Origin of the sequence: Streptomyces sp. NPDC005574, from assembly GCF_040605435.1 — a bacterium.
In the GTDB taxonomy this organism is placed as follows: Bacteria; Actinomycetota; Actinomycetes; order Streptomycetales; family Streptomycetaceae; genus Streptomyces.
On sequence record NZ_JBEXCW010000013.1, the window covers coordinates 61,510 to 79,925 of the forward strand.

Genomic DNA, 18,416 nt, shown 5'->3' on the forward strand with positions numbered 1-18,416 from the left:
CGGACGTGTGTCCGGAACCGCGGCGTTCGCGTCTCAGCCGCTGCTCCCGGAACTCTCACTCGTCTCGCTGATCTCGACCCGCCGGGGCTTTGCGACCTCGGCCTTGGGGACGACGATGGTGAGCACCCCGCCCGACATCTGCGCGTTGATCTTCTCGGTGTCGAGCTCTCCGGGCAGCCGCAGCCGGTACTCGAAGGCTCCCGTGCGGCGGGTGCTCCGTCGCAGGACCCCTTTGCGTTCCCTCTCCTTGATCTCGCTGGTGACCACCAGCTCCGGGCCGTCGGCTTCGACCTTGATGTCCTTGCTCTTGACGCCGGGGAGTTCGATCTCGACGTGGAAGGCGTCGTCGGACTCCGTGACATCCGCCAGGGGCGTCCACGCGACCGCTGGCGCGGCGCCTCCCACCGTGGACTCCATCAGTCCGCTCATCTCGCTGAGCAGTTGGTCGAACTCCGTGAGCGGATTGCGTGCCCAGCCAACGGGCCTGCCCTGCATCGTGCCGCCCTGTGGGCGCCGGACGGGCGTGCTCATTTCCATCGCCTCCTTCTCTCGTGAACTCGTCGCCCGCCGGGTGTCGTGCGAGCCCGGCGGGCACCTGCGGACGGGTTGCCGGTCAGCCCTTCCCGGCCGGGCCGCGACCCGCTATCGACTGCTCCACCCACCGCCGCAGGGCAGGAGCCGGTGCGGCCCCCGACTGCCGGGCGATGGTCTGTCCCTTGTCGAGGACCAGCAGGGTCGGTACGGCCTGGACCTCGAACCGCCGTGCCACGCGCTGGTTCTTGTCGACGTCGACCTTGACCAGCTTGATCGTTCCCGCGAGATCGGTGGCGACCTTCTCTAGCGCGGGGCTGACCATGCGGCAGGGGCCGCACCAGGTGGCCCAGAGGTCGACGACGACGGGTACGGTGGCCTGCTCTACGACCTCGGCGAAGTCGTCGTCGCCCGCGTCGACCATCCAGGGCAGGGGCTGCTTGCAGTGGCCGCATGTGGGGCGTCCCTCGGCGGCCGCCGGTACCCGGTTGGCGCGCCCGCAGTGCGGGCAGGTGACCTTGGTGGCTCGCATGGCACTCATGCCGCCCTCGCTCCCCTCACGTCCGCCGGCTGGTCGTAGGTGACCTCCAGCTCGCCTTCCCGGGCGTCGACGCGGACCGTCGCGCCGTCCTGGACGTCGCCGCGCAGCAGGGCCCGTCCGACGAGGGTTTCGACCTCGTGGGAGATGTAACGCCGAAGCGGCCGGGCCCCGTACACCGGGTCATAGCCCTGATGGGCTATCAACTCGCGCGCGGCTTCGGTCAGTTCGACGCTGATGCGGCGCTCCTCAAGGCGGCGGCGCAGTTCGTCGAACTGCAGCTCCACGATCCGCTCGATCTGGGCCTCGCCGAGCGGCTTGAACAGCACGATGTCGTCGACGCGGTTGAGGAACTCCGGCCGGAAGTGCCCGCGCAGCTCGCCCATGACCAGGGCCCGGGCGTCGGGCTTGATCTCACCCTCGGCTGTCGCGCCGTCGAGGAGGTGCTCGGAGCCGATGTTGGACGTCATGATGATCACGGTGTTGCGGAAGTCGACCGTGCGGCCCTGGGCATCGGTGATGCGGCCGTCGTCGAGGACCTGCAGCAGGGTGTTGAAGACATCGGTGTGCGCCTTCTCGATCTCGTCGAACAGCACCACCGAGTACGGCTTGCGGCGCACGGCCTCGGTGAGCTGGCCCCCTTCCTCGTAGCCGACGTATCCGGGCGGCGCGCCCATGAGCCGGCTGACGGTGTGCCGCTCCTGGTACTCACTCATGTCGAGGCGGACCATGTTCTCCTCGGAGTCGAACAGAGCCGCCGCGAGCGTCTTGGCCAGCTCGGTCTTTCCCACGCCGGTGGGACCGAGGAAGACGAAGGAGCCGATGGGGCGGCGGGGATCGCGGATGCCGGAGCGGGCGCGGATGATGGCGTCGGCGACGAGTTTGACGGCCTCGTCCTGGCCGATGACGCGCTCGCGCAGGATCTCGTCGAGGCGCAGCAGCTTCTCGCGTTCACCCTCCTGGAGGCGGGTGACGGGGATGCCGGTCCAGGCGGCGACGATCTCGGCGATCTCCTCCTCGGTGACGACCTCGCGCAGCAGCCGGTTCTGCCCTTGTTTGGCGGCCAGTTGCTCCTCCTCCGCGGCGAGTCGGCGCTCCAGGTCCTGGAGGCGGCCGTAGCGGAGCTCGGCGGCGCGGTTGAGGTCGTAGGCGCGTTCGGCCTCCTCCGCTTCGTGGCGGACCTGCTCCAGCTCCTGGCGCAGTCCCTGCACACGGCGGATGGCCTGCCGTTCGGCCTCCCACTGGGCGCGTTTGGCGTCGGCCTCGCCGCGCAGGTCGGCCAGTTCCCTGCGCAGTTCCTCCAGGCGGGCCTTGCTGGCGGCGTCGGTCTCCTTGGACAGGGCCGCCTCCTCGATCTCCAGCCGGGTGACGCGGCGGGTGACCTCGTCGAGTTCGGCGGGCATCGAGTCGATCTCGGTACGCAGCCGGGCGCAGGCCTCGTCGACGAGGTCGATGGCCTTGTCGGGCAGGAACCGGTCGGTGATGTAGCGGTGGGAGAGCGTCGCCGCCGCGACCAGCGAGGTGTCCTGGATCTTCACACCGTGGAAGACCTCCAGGCGTTCGCGCAGTCCGCGCAGGATGGAGATGGTGTCCTCCACGCTGGGCTCGTCGACCAGGACCTGCTGGAAGCGGCGTTCGAGGGCGGCGTCCTTCTCGATGTGCTTGCGGTACTCGTCCAGGGTGGTCGCGCCGATCATGTGCAGTTCGCCGCGCGCGAGCATCGGCTTGAGCATGTTGCCCGCGTCCATGGCCCCTTCCGCGGCACCCGCCCCCACGACGGTGTGCAGTTCGTCGACGAAGAGCAGGATCTGCCCCTGGGCGGCCTTGACCTCGCTCAGCACGGCCTTGAGGCGTTCCTCGAACTCACCGCGGTACTTGGCGCCGGCGACCAGGGAGCCCATGTCAAGGGCGAACACGATCTTGTCGCGCAGTCCTTCGGGCACGTCGCCGCGGACGATGCGCTGGGCGAGACCCTCGACGATGGCGGTCTTGCCGACGCCGGGGTCGCCGATGAGGACGGGATTGTTCTTGGACTTGCGGCTGAGGATCTGGGTGACGCGGCGGATCTCGGCGTCCCGGCCGATGACCGGGTCGAGCCTGCCGCCCCTGGCCTCGGCGACGAGATCGCGGCCGTACTTCTCCAGGGCCTCGTAAGCCACTTCGGGATTGGCGGAGGTGACGCGCTGGTTGCCGCGGACCTGGGTGAGCACGCTCAGGAACGAGTCCCTGGCGATACCGGCCTGGTTGAGGAGTCGCCCGGCGGCGGTCGAAGCGCCCTCCTCGGCCAGGGCGAGCAGGAGGTGCTCCACGGACACGTACTCGTCCTTGAGGCGTTTGGCCTCCCGTTCGGCGGCATCGAGGAGGCGGGCGAGGCGCTGAGTGACGAAGACCTGGCCGGGTGCCGCGCCGGGGCCGGTGACCTTCGGGCGGCGGGAGAGTTCCTCACGCACGGCCGCGCGCAGTTCCTCCGGGTCGGCGCCGGCCTGTTGCAGCAACCGCGGGATCAGGCCGTCCTCCTGATCGAGGAGTGCGAGCAGCAGGTGTTCCCCGTCGACCTCGGTCTGCCCCATGCGGACGGCCGCGGTCTGGGCTTCCTGGACGGCTTCCTGGGACTTCTGGGTGAGACGGTTCATGTCCATGGGGGTATTTCACTCCTCGTGCCGCGGCCGCGCAGGGCAGTTTCGAGCAGGCTGATGCGGTCGAGCAGGTCGAGCACCAGGCCGATGGATGCGTAGTTGAGGCAGAGCCCGGAGCGCAGCCGCTGGACGCGGGCGACGACCGCCGGGGCCGTGGGGTCGAACACCAGGTGTCCCGCGGCGTCGCGTCCGGCGTCGACCAGGCCGAGGGCGACGAACCGGCGCACCAGATCGGGGTGGAGGCCCGAGAGACGGGCCACGGTGTCCAACGAGAGCGTGGGGGCGGGTACGAGCGCGTACCGGACGGCAGTCGAGGCGGTGACGTCGGCGCCCGTTCGTACCGGACGGTCGCCCATGCCGGCCCGGCCCCTGCCTGCTCCTTCCGCGGGTCGGTCTTTCATCGCGTCCTCCTGGGGTCGAACGAGGAGGTGGCGGCGAGTTCCTCGAACAGTTCGCGCTCCCGGTCGCCGAGGGTGGGCGGCACCATGACACGCAGTTCGGCGTACAGGTCGCCGTTCGTGCCACGTGGGTTCGGCATGCCCTCGCCGCGCAGCCGCAGCCGCCGGCCGCTGGACGAGCCCGCGGGCACCGTGACCTTGGCCGTGCCACCGCCGGGGGTGGGCACCGGCACGGTCGCACCCAGGGCCGCCTCCCACGGGGTGACCGGGAGCTGGACGTGCACGTCGCGGCCGTCCAACCGGAACCGGGGGTGGGGCTGGACACGCACCCGCAGGTACAGGTCGCCCGCGGGGGCGTCACCACCGCCCCGGCCGCCCTCGCCCGCCAGCCGGATGCGCTGCCCGTCGACGACGCCCGGTGGCACGTCGACCTCGTACCGCCGCGGCCGGCCGGCGGGACCGGCGAGCGTGACGGCGCGACGACCGCCCCGGTACGCCTCCTCGACGGTGAGCGGCAGTTCGGCCTCCTGGTCCGCTCCGGGGACGCCGCCCGGGGCGGCGCCGGCCCCGAACATGGAACCGAGCAGGTCCTCGATGTCGATGCCCTCCGCTCCGAAGTCGTCGCCGAAGCCGCTGGTGTACCGGACACGGGGGCCGCCCGCGCCTGCCGGCCGCCGAGCACGGAAGCCGCTGCCCGCTCCGGCCGCGACCCGTTCGTCGAAGTCCTCGGGGATCTTGCGGAAGTCCTCACCGAAGCGGTCGTAACGGGCCCGCGTCTTCGGGTCCGACAGGACGCTGTACGCCTCGTTGAGATCCTTGAACCGTTCCTCCGCGTCCGGGTCCTTGTTGACGTCGGGGTGGTACCTGCGGGCGAGCTTGCGATACGCCTGCTGGATCTCGTCCTGGCTCGCGGACCGCGACACGCCCAGCACCTCGTACAAGTCCCTTGCCATGAGCGGTCACTCCCGCTTCGCGACGGTCACGGCGGCGGGCCTGAGCTGCCGTTCGCCGTCCCCGTAGCCGGGGCGCAGCACCTCGACCACGGTGCCGGGCTCGACCCCGGGGTCCCGGACGACGCCGACCACCTCGTGCCGGGCCGGGTCGAAGGGGACACCGGCTTCCGCGTGCCGTGGGTAGCCGAGCATTTCGAGGACGTTCACCGCCTGGTCGCGGACCGCCCGAACACCCTCCACGATCGCGCCGGGGTCGGCGCCGGCATGGGCCAGGGCGAGTTCGAGGTTGTCGACAACGGGCAGGAAGGCGGCCGCCGTTCGGGAACGCTCAAGCGTCCGCTCCCGCTCCAGTTCCCTGGCGTGGCGCTTGCGGAGGTTGTCGAGGTCCGCGAGCGCGCGCCGCCAGCGGTCCTCCAGCTCCCGGATCGCGGTCGTGTAGTCGTCCTCGGCGGATGTGGGGCCGGCGGCGTCGGGTCCCGGTTCGCCGTGTGGCGCCTGCGGCCGGGGCGGCGGCTCCGGCTGCGGCAGATCCCCGCGAGGCGGGCGTACGGCACCTTCCGGGACCGGCTCGACCGGATCCGACGCGGCCCGGTCGGATTCCTGGGGATGCCTGGCCATGGCCTCAGTCCTTGTCGAACTCGGCGTCGATGACGTCGTCGTCGCCACCGCCACCGCCGTCGCCGCTCGTGGGACCACCGGTGGCGGTGCCCTGGGCGGGACCGTCGGTGGCGGTTGCGCCCTGATGGGCCACCAGCCCGGCGAGCACCTGCTGGAGTTCGGAGACCAGCGGCCGCACGCGCTCCACGCCCGCCTCTTCCTTGACCGCCGCCCGGGCGTCGGACACGAGCATCTCGGCGCGTGCCTTCTCGTGCGCGGGCGCCGCGTCGCCCAGTTCGGCGAGGCGCTTCTCGACCTGGTACGCGACGGCGTCGAGTTCGTTGCGGGCGTCGACGGCCTCGCGAAGGGCCTGGTCCTGGCCCTGGTTGCGCTCGGCCTCCTGGACCATGCGTTCGACCTCGCCGCGGTCGAGGTTGGAGCTCTCGCTGATGGTGATGCCCTGTTCCTTGCCGGTGTCCTTGTCCCGTGCGGTGACGTTGAGGATGCCGTTGGCGTCGATGTCGAAGATGACCTCGATCTGTGCCTCGCCCCGTGGCGCCGGCCGGATGTCCGTGAGCTGGAACCGGCCGAGCACCCGGTTGTCGGCGGCCCGTTCGCGCTCTCCCTGGAGAACCACCACATCGACGGCGGGCTGGTTGTCCTCAGCGGTGGAGAAGGTCTCGCTGCGGCGCACGGGGATGGTGGTGTTCCGCTCGATGATCTTCGTCATCACTCCGCCGCGCGTCTCCACGCCCAGCGACAAGGGTGTGACGTCGAGCAGCAGGACGTCCTTGACCTCGCCCTTGAGCACCCCGGCCTGGATCGCGGCGCCCAGGGCCACGACCTCGTCGGGGTTGACGCTCATGTTGGGTTCCTTGCCGCCGGTCAGCCGGCGCACCAGGGCCTGGACCGCCGGGATACGTGTGGAGCCGCCCACGAGGATGACCTCGTCGATGTCGCTCTCGCCGACCTTGGCGTCGGCCATGGCCTGCTGGACCGGTCCCAGGCAACGCTCCACCAGGTCGCTGGTGATCTGCTCGAACGTGGACCGCATGATCGAGTCGGTGAGGTGCTTGGGGCCCGACGCGTCAGCGGTGATGAACGGCAGGCTGACCTGGGTCTGCGTCACCGAACTGAGCTCGGTCTTGGCCTTCTCCGCCGCCTCGAACAGCCGTTGCAGCGCCTGCGGGTCCTTGCGCAGGTCGATGCCGTTCTCCTTCTGGAACTCGTCCGCGAGGTGATCCACCAGGCGCCGGTCGAAGTCGTCGCCGCCCAGGTGGCTGTCGCCGGCGGTGGAGCGGACCTCCACCACGCCGTCGCCCACGTCGAGGATGCTCACGTCGAAGGTGCCACCGCCCAGGTCGAAGACGAGGACGGTCTCGTGCTGCTTCTTGTCCATGCCGTACGCGAGGGCGGCCGCCGTCGGCTCGTTGATGATCCGCAGCACCTCGAGTCCGGCGATCCTTCCGGCGTCCTTGGTGGCGGTGCGCTGAGCGTCGTTGAAGTAGGCGGGCACCGTGATGACCGCCTCCGTGACCCGTTCCCCCAGTTGCTTGCCGGCGTCGTCGGCGAGTTTGCGCAGCACCTGTGCGCTGATCTCCTCAGGTGCGTACAGCTTGTCCCGCACCTTGAAGCGGGCCGCCCCGCCGTCACCTTCCACGATGTCGTACGCCACCGCCCTGGCCTCGTCGGAGATCTCGTCGAAGTGCCGGCCGATGAACCGCTTGGCCGAGTAGATGGTGCCCTTCGGGTTGAGGATCGCCTGGCGCCGGGCCATCTGGCCCACCAGTCGCTCGCCGGTGTCGGTGAAGGCCACCACGGACGGTGTCGTGCGGTTGCCCTCGCTGTTGGGTACGACGGACGGCTCGCCGCCCTCCCACACGGCGATCACCGAGTTGGTGGTGCCCAGGTCGATGCCCACTGCCTTGGCCATGGGGAACTCCTCCCGGTACGGCGGCCTGCGCCGACACTCCGGATCACGTTCGTTCAGGGACGGATGGAACTCTCGCCGGTGGTCCGCGACGCGCTGCTCAGCCGTACGGCCTCGTCGGCGTACGGCCTCGCCCACGGAGACCTCGCACCTGCCCGGCTGCGCCGAGTGGAACGGGGCGAGATCCCGGCGACCGGCCGGCAGGGCGTGCAGCAGCCTGCCCAACAGCGCGCTGACGACCGCTTCGAAGGTCAGCCCGTACAGGCGAGGAGCAGGGCGGAGACCAGCGGGTCGAGCCAGGCGCACGGCCTGACAGCCAGCCGGTCAGGACACCGGGGGCGCACTGTTTGCCGCCCCGTTGAGGGCGGCCCCCGCCATAGCCCAGCCCTTCCTTCCGGTGCGCACTGAGGTTTTCGAACACTTGCCAGGGTTGCGGGTCGACCGGCTCCGCGCCTGCGCCTGGTGGGTCAGAAACGCTCGGGTCCGGTCGCCCCACGAGCACGAGGAAGACAATCCGGCCATCTCGGATAGACCGTCCCGTGAGCGGGTACCCGAACCGCCACTCGTCCCCCTGAAGGCCCGGGGAGAACGGAGCAGTCCCATGGCCGACAGTCGGGCCCACAGCCCGTACCACGGCTTCTCAGACCGGGAGGGGGGACTCCCGCAGGGCAGTGGCGGGCGGCACCCCACGGCCGCGCGGACGGAGCTCCGCCCACCCGCTCCGACGCCCGCCCACCACGCCCTGCGCGAACTGACGGCGCTCTCCCGCGCTCTGTTCGACACCCCGGACGAAGGCGAGATCCTGCGCCTGAGCATGGACCGCATAGCCGCAGCAGGGCCGTACAGCGCCGAGGCCGGATACCTCAGGGTGGGCGGCGACCTGGTCGCCAGCCCGCCGAACGGGCGGATCAACGCCCCGGCCGTGGACCGGAGGGTGCGGGAACTGGCCGGGCAGGACGGCCCGGTGACCGTACCCGGCAGGCCCTGGGGCCGGGCCCTGGGGCTGCGCGGACTGCAGAACCTCCACGGCTACCTCGTGGTGACGTCCCGCTCCCGGCCCACCGAGGCCGAGCGTTCCCAGCTCGCCACACTCGTCCGGCACACCGCTGCCGCTCTGTCGGTCGCCTTCGCACACCGCCGACACCGCGAGGACGCGCTGGAGCTGCACCGGCTCAGGGAAGAACGCACAGCCCTCCAGCGGCAGCTGATCTCCGTCGTGGCCGAGCTGGGGTACCAGCGGGCCGTGCACGCGCTCATGGCCGACACCGCGGCCTCGGGCGGCGGCGCGGAAGCCGTCACCCGCCTGCTGCACGGGCTCACCGGGTTCCCCGCGCTGGTCGAGGACCGCTTCGGTCGGCTGACGTCCTGGACCGGCCCCAGCCGCCCCGACCCCTACCCTGAACCGGACCCCGTGCGCCAGGACGAGATGCTGCACGCCGTGGCTCGGGAGGTCGGACCGGTGCGGATCAAGGACCGGTTGATCAGCCTGGTGCGCCCGCACGGCGAGATCCTCGGCGTGCTGGCCCTGGTCGATGTCGGCGGCGAGGCCGACGAACACACGGTTCTAGTGATGGAACACGCCGCCACTTCGCTCGCCCGAGAGCTGGCTCACCTGCGCAACCTGGCCGAAGTGGAGCTGAGGCTGCACCGCGAACTGGCCGACGACCTCCTGACAGGAACGGACGAGGCGAGCGCCTACGCCCGGTCCGAGGCGGTCGGACACGACCTGCACCGCAGCCACTACATCGTGGTGGTGCAGTGGTCGAACCTGACCGCTGACGACCTCTTCGCGCAGACCGTGGGCCGGGCGGCCTCCGCCGTGGGCATGCGCTCGCTGCTGACCCGACGTTCCGACCACGTGGTCCTGGTCGCCGACGACAGGCCGCACGCCCGCGCGCTGTACGAGGCGCTGGCCCGGGAGACCGGGACACGGTCCGGGACGATCGGGGTGAGCGCGCCGTGCGACTCCCTGGGCGACATCCCCCGTCGCTACCAGGAGGCGCAGCGCGCCATGGAAGTGCGCCGCCACTCCCGCGAACGCTACGGCACGACGTTCTTCGACGAACTCGGTCTGTACCGCATCCTGGGGCCCGGCAACGATCACCGGGAACTGGAGACGTTCGTCCGCGAGTGGCTCGGGCAGCTCATCGACTACGACTCCCGGCATCACGCGGCCATGGTGGAGACCCTGTCCCGGTACTTCGACTGCGGCGGCAACTACGACGAGACCGCCGAATCCCTCGCGATCCACCGCAGCACGCTGCGCTATCGGCTCCAGCGCATCCGCGACATCAGCGGCAACGACCTCGCGAACGTCGAGGACCGGCTCAACCTCCAGGTGGCGACCCGGGTGTGGAAGATCGTGCTGGGCGGACCCGGGTGACGCCCCGCCGGAACTGCCGCGCGAGACCCGGCGGTTGACCGGGCTGCCCCGGTACAGCCTGGCAGCGGGTGGGCCGTCCTTGTGCGCGGCCGGGTGCCGAGGGCCACGGTGTCACAGAGCCGGCGCCGTGGCCCGTGTCCGACCTGGCCCCACGGTGCTACGGCGAGGTGGGCTGACGCGGGGAGCGGAGCACGAGCAGGGTGATCTCGCTGGGGGCGAAGACGCGGAACGGCGGGCCCCAGAAGCCGGTGCCGCGGCTGGTGTAGAGGAGGGTGCGGGTGCCGTGGTGGCTGAGGCCGGCGAGGGCGGGCTGGTCGAGGCGGACCAGGTGGTGGAAGGGCCAGATCTGGCCGCCGTGGGTGTGGCCGGAGAGCTGGAGGTCGATGCCGGCGGCTGCCGCCCGGTCAACGAACGCGGGCTGGTGCGCCAGGAGCAGGACGGGCAGGTCGGGGTCGGCGCCGGTCAAGGCTCCGGCGAGGTGGGCGCGGTGGCCCGTCAGGCCGGAGGACTCGGCGGTGACGTCGTCCACACCGGCGACCACGAGGGTGTCGCCTCCGCGTTCGAGCAGCAGGTGGCGGTTGCGCAGCGGCTGCCAGCCCAGCTCGTCCATCAGGTCGACCCAGCCCTGGGCCTCGCTGTAGTACTCGTGGTTCCCGGTGACGTACACACGGGCCCGGGTGGCCCGCACGGTGGCGAGCGGGGCGGCCTGGGCGCGGCGGCGTTCGGCCGTGCCGTCGGCGATGTCGCCGGTGTGGCAGACCAGGTCGGCTTCCAGGGTGTTCACCGTCTCGCACACGCGTGCAGACCAGCGGGCGCGATCGAGCGGCCCGTAGTGGGTGTCGGTGATGAGGGCGACACGGAGGCCGTCCAATCCGGCACCCAGCCGCGGGAGTTGCACGTCGAGTCGGCGCACGCGTGGCACGCGGCGGGCCTCGGCGTACCCCCAGACGAGGAGTACGGCCGTCACGCCCAGGACGGCCCAGGTGGCGAGGCGGGCCCGGTCCTGACCCTCGCCGACGCCGGCCACGGTCAGGGCGAGCCGCAGCAGGACGCCGAGCAGCACGGACCAGGTGAACAGGACCCAGCTGGTGCCCAGCAGGGTGTCACCGATGATCGCCGCCCGGTCCTGCTGGCGCCGGCCGTGGCCGCGCGCCATCGCGAGCGGCATGCCGACGAGGCCGAGGGCGAACACGGCGGTGCCGGCCGGCGTGACGGGCAGCGGCCAGTGCTGACCGGTGTACAGGAGCACCCAGCAGGGCACGGCCCACAGCAGGACGGGGGCGATCAGGGGGAGGTAGCGCATCAGGCGGTGCAGCCGGCTCGGCGGCGGCGCCTGCGCCTCACCCTCGGCGGGTCGTGTGTTGCTGGTGTCGGTCACGCTTACCCTCCCTGACCGGGCTGCCCTCTCGCGCACTGTATCCGGTCGCTCTGGGTCGGCCCGGGCCGACCGGACGGGCGTTCATGGGCGCCGCCGTCGGAGGTGAAGGGCGTCCTGCGGGACGGCAAGACTCATGCTTTCGCCGCGTAAGCCCTGTCCCGCATCGGGGGAAGGCCACTCGCTGTCATCCATCATCGTTCCCGGGCACGGCCGAGAGGGCTGACCCCGGCGCTCGCCGCAGGACCGCTGACCTGGGGCGACGGAAACTTGGCATGCTGGGCCGACGGAACGGGGTACCGTCGTGGTCATGTTCTTCCAGACGCCGATTTACGAGTGAGAGCGTGACGGGCCCCCGCTGACGTCCTTCGACGTCGCCGCCCGTCCCCCACCGATGAATCCGTAGATCACTTCACATCATTACCGGGAGAACCCGTGACCGTGAGCAAGAACATCAACAACCCCGTGGGCATGGGCGGCGGCAAGCGCAAGAAGCTGTCCCGCGCCGAACGGCAGGACAACGGTCCGCACCGCAACCTCGACCGCCAGGGCGCCGCCGACCAGAAGGCGGAGCTGGTGCGCAAGATGCGCGAGAAGGCAGGCGCAGCGGAGGGCGCCGGCCAGACGGGCGACGACACCGCACAGAACTGACGCACCGCCGCCGCAGGCGGCACCGCATGGGGCAGGGCCCGGACCGCGACCCGCGGTCCGGGCCCTGCCCCATACCCGGGCACCGGTCCCGTTCGACTGTCACGCCGCCCGGCTCGCAGACTTACCGCACCCCCGTTTCCCCGCGGCCCGGAATCTGATCGGGCGGGCAACCGCTGGCATGAACGTGGGCCGTGCGCTGGGAGTACGCGCCGTGAGGGTGCGCGCGGCGGCGGTGCGCGCGGCGGTCGCGGGTGTGGAGGATGACCTCTCGACGGAGTTCGATTCGCTGCGGAGGCTTTTCCGCGGGCCCCGATCCGCGGCCTGTGCGCTACCACTGCTCCTACTAAGGCGTGGGGGATCTGGCCGCCGACACTGTCCGGGTAGAAGGCAGCCGGAGGCGACGGCGGTGCTGAACGCGGTGGGGCGGCAACTGGGCAAGGAAATGTCACCGCGTGCCACCGAGACCATGGACCGGGGCCTCGGGCGGCCGACCCCGCCGGCAGCCCGAGTGGGGGTACAGCAGGCTGTACCTCTACGCTCCTCATCGACGGTGAACCGTTCTGCCAACCGGTGGCTGTGACGGGGTTGTCGGGCGCGGAGAGGGAGTGGACGCATGCCGATCTCCAGCCGGCACGACGGACGCACCGAGGACGAGTCCGCCCTGTCCGGCGAGGACCGGGGGGCGAAGCGGCCCGGGGTCGGGATCGGGGCCGGGGTCGGGGCGGTGCGGGCGGCCAACGCGGCCGGGGCCGCGCTCGGGGAACTCGTCGGCGGACTCGGTACGGCCCTGCTCGCGCTCCTCGTCCTGATCTGCTCAGCAGTGACCGCCGTACTGTCCCTGGCGGGCGTCGGACTGCTCATGACCCCGGCCGTCCTGCGCGCCCTGCACGCCCTCGCCGGCCGCGAACGCCGACGGCTCGGGCGCCGCGGCCCCGAAGTCATCGGCCCGGCCCCGGCGCCGACCCCGCTGCGGCTCGCCCTCGTCGATGCGACCACCCGGCGCGAGCTGCGCTGGCTGGTCCGCCATTCATCGCTGGGCCTGTTCCTGGGGCTGTGCGGCGCACTGCTCCCGGTACTGGCGGTGCGCGATGTCGCCTTCCCGCTGTACTGGCGCCTGCTGCCGGAGGGCGCGACCAGCACGTCCCTGGGCATCGGGGTCGCGGCGACCTGGGCCGACGCGCTCGCCGCCGGCCTCCTCGGGCTCGGCTGGACCGCCATCATCCTGGGCCTCTCCCCAGGGATGGCGCGGCTCCAGGCCCGCCCGGGACGCACGCTCCTCGCGGCCGGACCCGACACCGACCTTTCCCTGCGCGTCGCGGAACTCACCGCCACCAGGGCCGCCGCCCTGGACGCCCACGCGACCGAACTGCGGCGCATAGAACGCTCGTTGCACGACGGTACGCAGAACCGGCTCGTCACCGTCACCGTGCTGCTCGGCGCCGCCCGCCGTATGGTGGCCCGCGACCCGGCGGGCGCCGAGGAACTCCTCGAACGAGCCCAGAGCGCCGCCGAGCAGGCCCTCTCGGAGCTGCGTTCGGTCGCCCGGGGCATCCTGCCGCCCGTACTGGCCGACCGGGGCCTCGCCGGCGCGCTGAGCGGGCTCGCCGCGAGTTGCCCGGTGCCCTGCCGGATCGACGTCGAGGCACCCGAGCGGTGCGCGGCGTCGGTGGAGGCGACCGCCTACTTCGTGGTCGCGGAGACGCTGACGAACGTCGCCAAGCACAGCGGGGCCCGGCAGGCGTCGGTCACGGTCCGCAGCCGGGGCGGCCTGCTGTACCTGGACATCACCGACGACGGCCGGGGCGGGGCCGACGAGGCCGGCGGGTCCGGGCTCGCCGGCATCCGCAACCGGATCGCCGCCCACGACGGGACCCTCGAACTGGCCAGCCCGCCCGGCGGCCCGACGACTCTCAAGGTGGAACTGCCATGCGGATTGTGATCGCCGAGGACGACCCGCTGCTGCGGGAGGGGCTCGCGCTCCTGCTGCGTGCCGAGGACTTGGACGTGGTGGCCACGGCCGGCACCGCCGACGGTGTCCTCGACGCCATCGACATCCACAAGCCGGACGTCGCCATCCTCGACGTACGGATGCCGCCGACCCACACCGACGAGGGGATCGTCGCGGCGGTCGAGGCCCGGCGGCGGCGGCCGGATCTGGCAGTTCTCGTCCTGTCGGCGTACGTCGAGCAGTCGTTCGCCACGGAGTTGCTGGTCGGCGGGGTCACGGGGCTGGGCTATCTGCTCAAGGAGCGGATCGGGCGGGTCGAGGAGTTCCTGGACGCGCTGGGCCGGGTGGCGGGCGGCGGCACGGCCATCGACCCGGAGGTCGTGGCGCAGCTCTTCACCCGCAGTCGGCAGGACACCCGTCTGGAGCGGCTCAGCCCGCGCGAGCGCGACGTGCTCGCTCTCATGGCGGAGGGACTGGGCAACAGTGCCATCGGGGAGCGGCTGGTGGTCACCGAGGGCGCCGTCCACAAGCACATCCGCAGCATCTTCGCCAAGCTCGACCTGTCTCCCGCCGACCAGGTGGACCGGCGGGTCGCGGCGGTCCTGCGCTACCTCGACGACGCACGCCGCCACTCCTGACGTCCCGTCACCAACTGTGTGTCCACTGCTCGTACATGCTCCGTCGGCGCCTGTCTCGCGGCGAGTGCCCTCCGATCCCCTGCCCGGTCGTGGCTGGTCGTGGCAGGTCGCGGCCTGTCGGTACACAACGGGGCCGCGCGGCACCCGGTCCGCGACCGGTGGGGTGGCCGACGAGGTCACCGGGGAGTGGGCACGCCCCGGTGACCGGTTCCGCATCGCGAGCAGCACCAAGACGTCCTCTCGACATGCGCACGGCCCCCAAGGCGGCACGCGCTTGGCTGGACACGGAACGTGCCACCTGGAACATCGGCGCGGGGTGGCCCGACCCCACGCGATACACGGCCGCACTCGGCAGGGCCCACGACATCCTCATCCACCTCCACGACATCGAGGCCACCACCTACCTGGGCACCCCCTGACCCTCACCTCACCCACCTCGTGAGAAGCCTCCCGTCACGGCCCACGACGTGGTTGAAGGTCTTCGGCTCGAAGGCGTGCCGATGTACAGTGAACGGCGCCCCTGACCTGCAGAGCCGGCGGGGAGCCGTCTTCGAGGAGTCCAAAGTGCTGCGTACTCTGTTCAAGTCCAAGATCCACCGTGCCACGGTCACCCAGGCCGACCTGCATTACGTCGGGTCCGTCACCATCGACGCCGATCTGCTCGACGCCGCCGATCTGCTGCCGGGTGAGCTCGTGCACATCGTCGACATCACCAACGGGGCCCGTCTGGAGACCTACGTCATCGAGGGCGAGCGGGGCTCCGGTGTCGTCGGCATCAACGGTGCGGCCGCCCATCTCGTACACTCCGGCGATCTGGTGATCATCATCAGTTACGCTCAGGTGACCGACGCCGAGGCGCGGGCGTTCGAACCCCGGGTCGTGCACGTGGACGGCGACAACCGTGTCGTGGCTCTCGGGGCCGACCCGTCCGAGCCGGTGCCGGGCTCGGACCAGGAGCGCAGCCCGCAGGCCGTACCGGCCTGAGCCGCGCGCCCACGACCCGTGGACCCACGGACCCGTGGGTCCACGGACGACTTTCGGACCAGGAGCGTGCCCATGAGCGACATCGAGATCCGTGACGACCGGGCGGCGGGCCGCCTGGAGGCGGTCGCCGGCGGCGAAGTGGTCGGCCGTATCGAGTACTTCGTCCTCGAAGCCCCCGAGCGCGCGCTCGTACCCGTCCACACGATCGTCGAGCCGGCCCACGAGGGCAAGGGCATCGCCGGTTCGCTGGCACGCGAGCTGTACGGCATCGCGCAGCGCGAGGGGATCGTCGTCGCCCCCCTGTGCCCCTACGTCGTGAAGTGGGCCGAGCGCCACCCGGAGGAGGCGCCCGCATCCGACCCGGAGCTGCGGCGCGCGGCGAAGGCATGGCTGGCCGACCACCCGGACCGGTTCTGAGGCACGACCGCCCGCGAGGCCGGCCGTTCCGGCGCCCCGGGCCGCGCGAGACCAGTCTGACGCTGGTTGCCTGAGGCCAGTTGGTCTGACGCCGGCCGCGCGAGGCCGTCGGTCGGTCGCCGGGGCCGCGCGAGGCCGGCCGGTCAGGCGCCGGGGCCCGCGAGGCCGACCGGGTCCGCCGCCGGGCCTCGCGCTGTCCCGGCCGGTCCGACACCGGGGCCGCGCATGGCCGGCCAGTCCTGACGCAGGGGCTGTTCCCTACGGCCGACCCCGTGCCCATAGGCCCACTTGGGCCTCTGCCCTCACGCCCGAGGGTGAGTGCGGGGCCTGTCGTCGGGTACGCGGGGGAGTAGTCCAGAGCCGTTTGTGGACCGACTGGCTGGAGGACGCCATGACGAACCCGTATTCCGACCCCGTGCATCCCGGCCCGACCCCGGGACCCGGGCCGGTACCCACGCCGGGCCCCGACCCCGACCTCCCGCAGCCGTACCCCGACCCCGCTCCGACCCCCTCACCCCCGACCCCCTCACCCCCGGCCCCCGGACCCACGCCTACTCCGGACCCGGCGCCTCCGGCCCCCGGGCCGGTCCCCACCCCGGACCCGGCGCCGCCCGCGCCCGGCCCGGTCCCGGGGCCCGAGCCCTCCCCGTCGCCGATCCCGCCGGGCCCGGGACCGGTACCGGACCCCCATCCGGAGCCCCCGCTGTCCTGAACCGGCACAGCTCCCCGGTACACCGCGGACTCCCCCGACCCGACACACGACGAAGCGGTGGGCGGCCTCCCGGCCGCCCACCGCTTCGTCGTCTCCTCGGACCTCGGACCTCGGACCTCAGAGCACCGAGCCCCGGGTCCCAACGGTGGTCCCTACGCCGACACCTCCGAGCGGTCTCCGCCCCACAGCGTGTGGAACGAGCCGTCGCGGTCGGTGCGCCGGTAGGTGTGCGCGCCGAAGAAGTCCCGCTGGCCCTGGGTGAGCGCGGCGGGCAGGCGGTCGGCGCGCAGGGCGTCGTAGTAGGCGAGTGCGGCGGCGAAGCCCGGGGTGGCGACGCCCTGGCGGGTGGCGGCGACGAGGACCTCGCGCCAGTCGTCCTGGGCCGCGCCGATCTCCTGGGCGAACGTGTCGTCCGACAGCAGGCTCGGCAGGTCGGGGCGGGTGCCGTAGGCGGCGCGGATGCGGTCAAGGAACGCCGCCCGGATGATGCAGCCGCCGCGCCACAGCGCGGAGACGGCGCCCAGGTCGATGTCCCAGTCGTACTCCTCGCTGCCCGCCGCGATCTCGTGGAAGCCCTGCGTGTAGGACACGATCTTCGAGGCGTACAGCGCCTGCTCGACGCGGTCGGCGAACGCGCCGGCCTCCGACTCGCTCAGTGGCGTGGCCCTGGGGCCGGCCAGCTCCCGCGAGGCCTCGCGCAGCGAGGCGTGTCCGGACAGCGAGCGGGCGAACACCGCCTCCGCGATGCCCGACACCGGCACGCCGAGGTCGAGGGCGATCTGCACGGTCCAGCGGCCGGTGCCCTTCTGCTCCGCCTGGTCCACCACCACGTCCACGAAGGGCTTGCCGGTGGCCTCGTCCACGTGGGACAGCACCTCGGCCGTGATCTCGATCAGGTACGAGTCGAGCCGTCCCGTGTTCCAGGTGCGGAAGATGTCCGCGATCTGCGCGGGCGAGTAGCCGGCCACGTCACGCAGCAACTGGTACGCCTCACCGATCAGCTGCATGTCGGCGTACTCGATGCCGTTGTGGACCATCTTCACGAAGTGCCCGGCGCCGTCCGGACCCACGTGCGTGACACAGGGGGCGCCGTCCGCCGCCTTCGCGGAGATCTTCTCCAGCATGGGGCCCAGGGAGTCGTACGACTCGCGGGGGCCGCCCGGCATGATGCTCGGCCCGTGCAGCGCGCCCTCCTCGCCGCCGGAGACGCCCATGCCGACGAAGTGGATGCCCTGCTCGCGCAGTTCGCGCTCCCGGCGCCGGGTGTCCGCGAAGTGCGCGTTGCCACCGTCGATGATCATGTCGCCCGGTTCGAGGAGCGGGGCGAACTCCTGGATCACCGCGTCGGTCGGCTCGCCGGCCTTCACCATGATCACCAGGCGGCGGGGGCGTTCGAGGGCCGCCACGAACTCCTTGGCGGTCTCGGCCGCGACGAAGTCGCCCTCGTGCCCGAACTCCTCCACCAGGGCGTGCGTGCGCGCCGCTGTCCGGTTGTGCAGAGCGACCGCGTAGCCGTTGCGCGCGAAGTTGCGGGCGAGGTTGCGGCCCATGACCGCGAGTCCCGTGACGCCGATCTGGGCTGAAGTGCTCATACGGTTTGGCTCCTAAGGATCCTGGATCGTGGTGCCGGTCGGGCTGTCGGTCTCGTCAGTATGGTCGGTATCGCCGTTGCGACCATCCTGACTTGCCGGTAGGCCGGCCGCACGTCCGGGGTGTTCGAGAGTG

Annotated in this window: 16 protein-coding genes; 7 read left to right on the forward strand and 9 right to left on the reverse strand. The window is 71.8% G+C overall.

The genetic code is table 11. The annotated features are described in order from the left end of the window. Positions 1-33: 33 nt before the first annotated feature. The 7 genes from ABZT03_RS11925 to dnaK all read right to left on the reverse strand — a co-directional run bounded on the left by ABZT03_RS11925 (position 34) and on the right by dnaK (position 7,586). Positions 34-531 carry an Hsp20/alpha crystallin family protein gene (locus ABZT03_RS11925; protein ID WP_356037123.1) on the reverse strand — a complete coding sequence of 166 codons (498 nt, stop codon included), beginning with the start codon at positions 529-531 and terminating at the stop codon, positions 34-36. 82 nt (positions 532-613) lie between these two features. Continuing rightward, positions 614-1,072, reverse strand: coding sequence for a thioredoxin (trxA, locus tag ABZT03_RS11930; protein ID WP_356037125.1), 459 nt, complete (start codon positions 1,070-1,072; stop codon positions 614-616). Next, positions 1,069-3,708 carry an ATP-dependent chaperone ClpB gene (gene clpB / locus ABZT03_RS11935; RefSeq protein ID WP_356037127.1) on the reverse strand — a complete coding sequence of 880 codons (2,640 nt, stop codon included), beginning with the start codon at positions 3,706-3,708 and terminating at the stop codon, positions 1,069-1,071. Before clpB ends, trxA begins: the two co-directional genes overlap by 4 nt. Next, positions 3,699-4,106: a chaperone modulator CbpM gene (locus ABZT03_RS11940; protein WP_356037130.1), complete on the reverse strand. Its 408-nt coding sequence runs from the start codon at positions 4,104-4,106 to the stop codon at positions 3,699-3,701. Before ABZT03_RS11940 ends, clpB begins: the two co-directional genes overlap by 10 nt. Then, on the reverse strand, positions 4,103-5,056 hold the full coding sequence (locus tag ABZT03_RS11945) for a J domain-containing protein (RefSeq protein WP_356037133.1): 954 nt from the start codon (positions 5,054-5,056) through the stop codon (positions 4,103-4,105). Before ABZT03_RS11945 ends, ABZT03_RS11940 begins: the two co-directional genes overlap by 4 nt. 6 nt (positions 5,057-5,062) lie before the next feature. Next, positions 5,063-5,674, reverse strand: coding sequence for a nucleotide exchange factor GrpE (locus ABZT03_RS11950; protein ID WP_356037135.1), 612 nt, complete (start codon positions 5,672-5,674; stop codon positions 5,063-5,065). A gap of 4 nt (positions 5,675-5,678) precedes the next feature. Then, on the reverse strand, positions 5,679-7,586 hold the full coding sequence (gene dnaK, locus ABZT03_RS11955) for a molecular chaperone DnaK (protein ID WP_356037138.1): 1,908 nt from the start codon (positions 7,584-7,586) through the stop codon (positions 5,679-5,681). A 598-nt stretch (positions 7,587-8,184) separates the two neighbouring features. Here dnaK and ABZT03_RS11960 point away from each other — a divergent pair. Then, positions 8,185-9,966 carry a helix-turn-helix domain-containing protein gene (locus ABZT03_RS11960; protein WP_356037140.1) on the forward strand — a complete coding sequence of 594 codons (1,782 nt, stop codon included), beginning with the start codon at positions 8,185-8,187 and terminating at the stop codon, positions 9,964-9,966. Between the two features lie 157 nt (positions 9,967-10,123). Here ABZT03_RS11960 and ABZT03_RS11965 read toward each other — a convergent pair whose 3' ends face one another. After that, a complete protein-coding gene (locus ABZT03_RS11965) occupies positions 10,124-11,344 on the reverse strand; it encodes a metallophosphoesterase (protein ID WP_356037143.1) in 1,221 nt (406 codons plus the stop codon). Between the two features lie 432 nt (positions 11,345-11,776). Here ABZT03_RS11965 and ABZT03_RS11970 point away from each other — a divergent pair, with 432 nt between their 5' ends. The 6 genes from ABZT03_RS11970 (at position 11,777) to ABZT03_RS11995 (ending at position 15,979) form a co-directional block, all read left to right on the forward strand. Next, complete coding sequence (locus tag ABZT03_RS11970) at positions 11,777-11,992, forward strand: DUF6243 family protein (RefSeq protein ID WP_356037146.1); 216 nt, start codon at positions 11,777-11,779, stop codon at positions 11,990-11,992. 613 nt (positions 11,993-12,605) lie between these two features. Beyond that, positions 12,606-13,931 carry a sensor domain-containing protein gene (locus ABZT03_RS11975; RefSeq protein WP_356037148.1) on the forward strand — a complete coding sequence of 442 codons (1,326 nt, stop codon included), beginning with the start codon at positions 12,606-12,608 and terminating at the stop codon, positions 13,929-13,931. Beyond that, the gene (locus ABZT03_RS11980) at positions 13,919-14,578 is read left to right on the forward strand and encodes a response regulator transcription factor (RefSeq protein WP_356037150.1); all 660 of its coding nucleotides are present in this window, start codon (positions 13,919-13,921) and stop codon (positions 14,576-14,578) included. Before ABZT03_RS11975 ends, ABZT03_RS11980 begins: the two co-directional genes overlap by 13 nt. Positions 14,579-14,823: 245 nt before the next feature. Next, complete coding sequence (locus ABZT03_RS11985) at positions 14,824-14,997, forward strand: hypothetical protein (protein WP_356037153.1); 174 nt, start codon at positions 14,824-14,826, stop codon at positions 14,995-14,997. Positions 14,998-15,142: 145 nt separating this feature from the next. Continuing rightward, the gene (panD, locus tag ABZT03_RS11990) at positions 15,143-15,562 is read left to right on the forward strand and encodes an aspartate 1-decarboxylase (RefSeq protein WP_356037155.1); all 420 of its coding nucleotides are present in this window, start codon (positions 15,143-15,145) and stop codon (positions 15,560-15,562) included. Between the two features lie 72 nt (positions 15,563-15,634). After that, a complete protein-coding gene (locus ABZT03_RS11995) occupies positions 15,635-15,979 on the forward strand; it encodes a GNAT family N-acetyltransferase (protein WP_356037158.1) in 345 nt (114 codons plus the stop codon). 864 nt (positions 15,980-16,843) lie between these two features. Here ABZT03_RS11995 and gndA read toward each other — a convergent pair. After that, positions 16,844-18,283, reverse strand: coding sequence for an NADP-dependent phosphogluconate dehydrogenase (gene gndA / locus ABZT03_RS12000; RefSeq protein ID WP_356037161.1), 1,440 nt, complete (start codon positions 18,281-18,283; stop codon positions 16,844-16,846). Between the last annotated feature and the right edge of the window lie 133 nt (positions 18,284-18,416).

Excerpts from the sequence above, each read along its gene's own strand:
- clpB (WP_356037127.1), bottom strand. The coding sequence starts at position 3,708 with ATGGACATGAACCGTCTCACCCAGAAGTCCCAGGAAGCCGTCCAGGAA.
- ABZT03_RS11945 (WP_356037133.1), bottom strand. The coding sequence starts at position 5,056 with ATGGCAAGGGACTTGTACGAGGTGCTGGGCGTGTCGCGGTCCGCGAGC.
- ABZT03_RS11985 (WP_356037153.1), top strand. The coding sequence starts at position 14,824 with ATGCGCACGGCCCCCAAGGCGGCACGCGCTTGGCTGGACACGGAACGT.
- ABZT03_RS11925 (WP_356037123.1), bottom strand. The coding sequence starts at position 531 with ATGAGCACGCCCGTCCGGCGCCCACAGGGCGGCACGATGCAGGGCAGG.
- ABZT03_RS11980 (WP_356037150.1), top strand. The coding sequence starts at position 13,919 with ATGCGGATTGTGATCGCCGAGGACGACCCGCTGCTGCGGGAGGGGCTC.
- ABZT03_RS11940 (WP_356037130.1), bottom strand. The coding sequence starts at position 4,106 with ATGAAAGACCGACCCGCGGAAGGAGCAGGCAGGGGCCGGGCCGGCATG.
- trxA (WP_356037125.1), bottom strand. The coding sequence starts at position 1,072 with ATGAGTGCCATGCGAGCCACCAAGGTCACCTGCCCGCACTGCGGGCGC.
- ABZT03_RS11950 (WP_356037135.1), bottom strand. The coding sequence starts at position 5,674 with ATGGCCAGGCATCCCCAGGAATCCGACCGGGCCGCGTCGGATCCGGTC.
- dnaK (WP_356037138.1), bottom strand. The coding sequence starts at position 7,586 with ATGGCCAAGGCAGTGGGCATCGACCTGGGCACCACCAACTCGGTGATC.
- ABZT03_RS11975 (WP_356037148.1), top strand. The coding sequence starts at position 12,606 with ATGCCGATCTCCAGCCGGCACGACGGACGCACCGAGGACGAGTCCGCC.
- ABZT03_RS11960 (WP_356037140.1), top strand. The coding sequence starts at position 8,185 with ATGGCCGACAGTCGGGCCCACAGCCCGTACCACGGCTTCTCAGACCGG.
- gndA (WP_356037161.1), bottom strand. The coding sequence starts at position 18,283 with ATGAGCACTTCAGCCCAGATCGGCGTCACGGGACTCGCGGTCATGGGC.
- ABZT03_RS11995 (WP_356037158.1), top strand. The coding sequence starts at position 15,635 with ATGAGCGACATCGAGATCCGTGACGACCGGGCGGCGGGCCGCCTGGAG.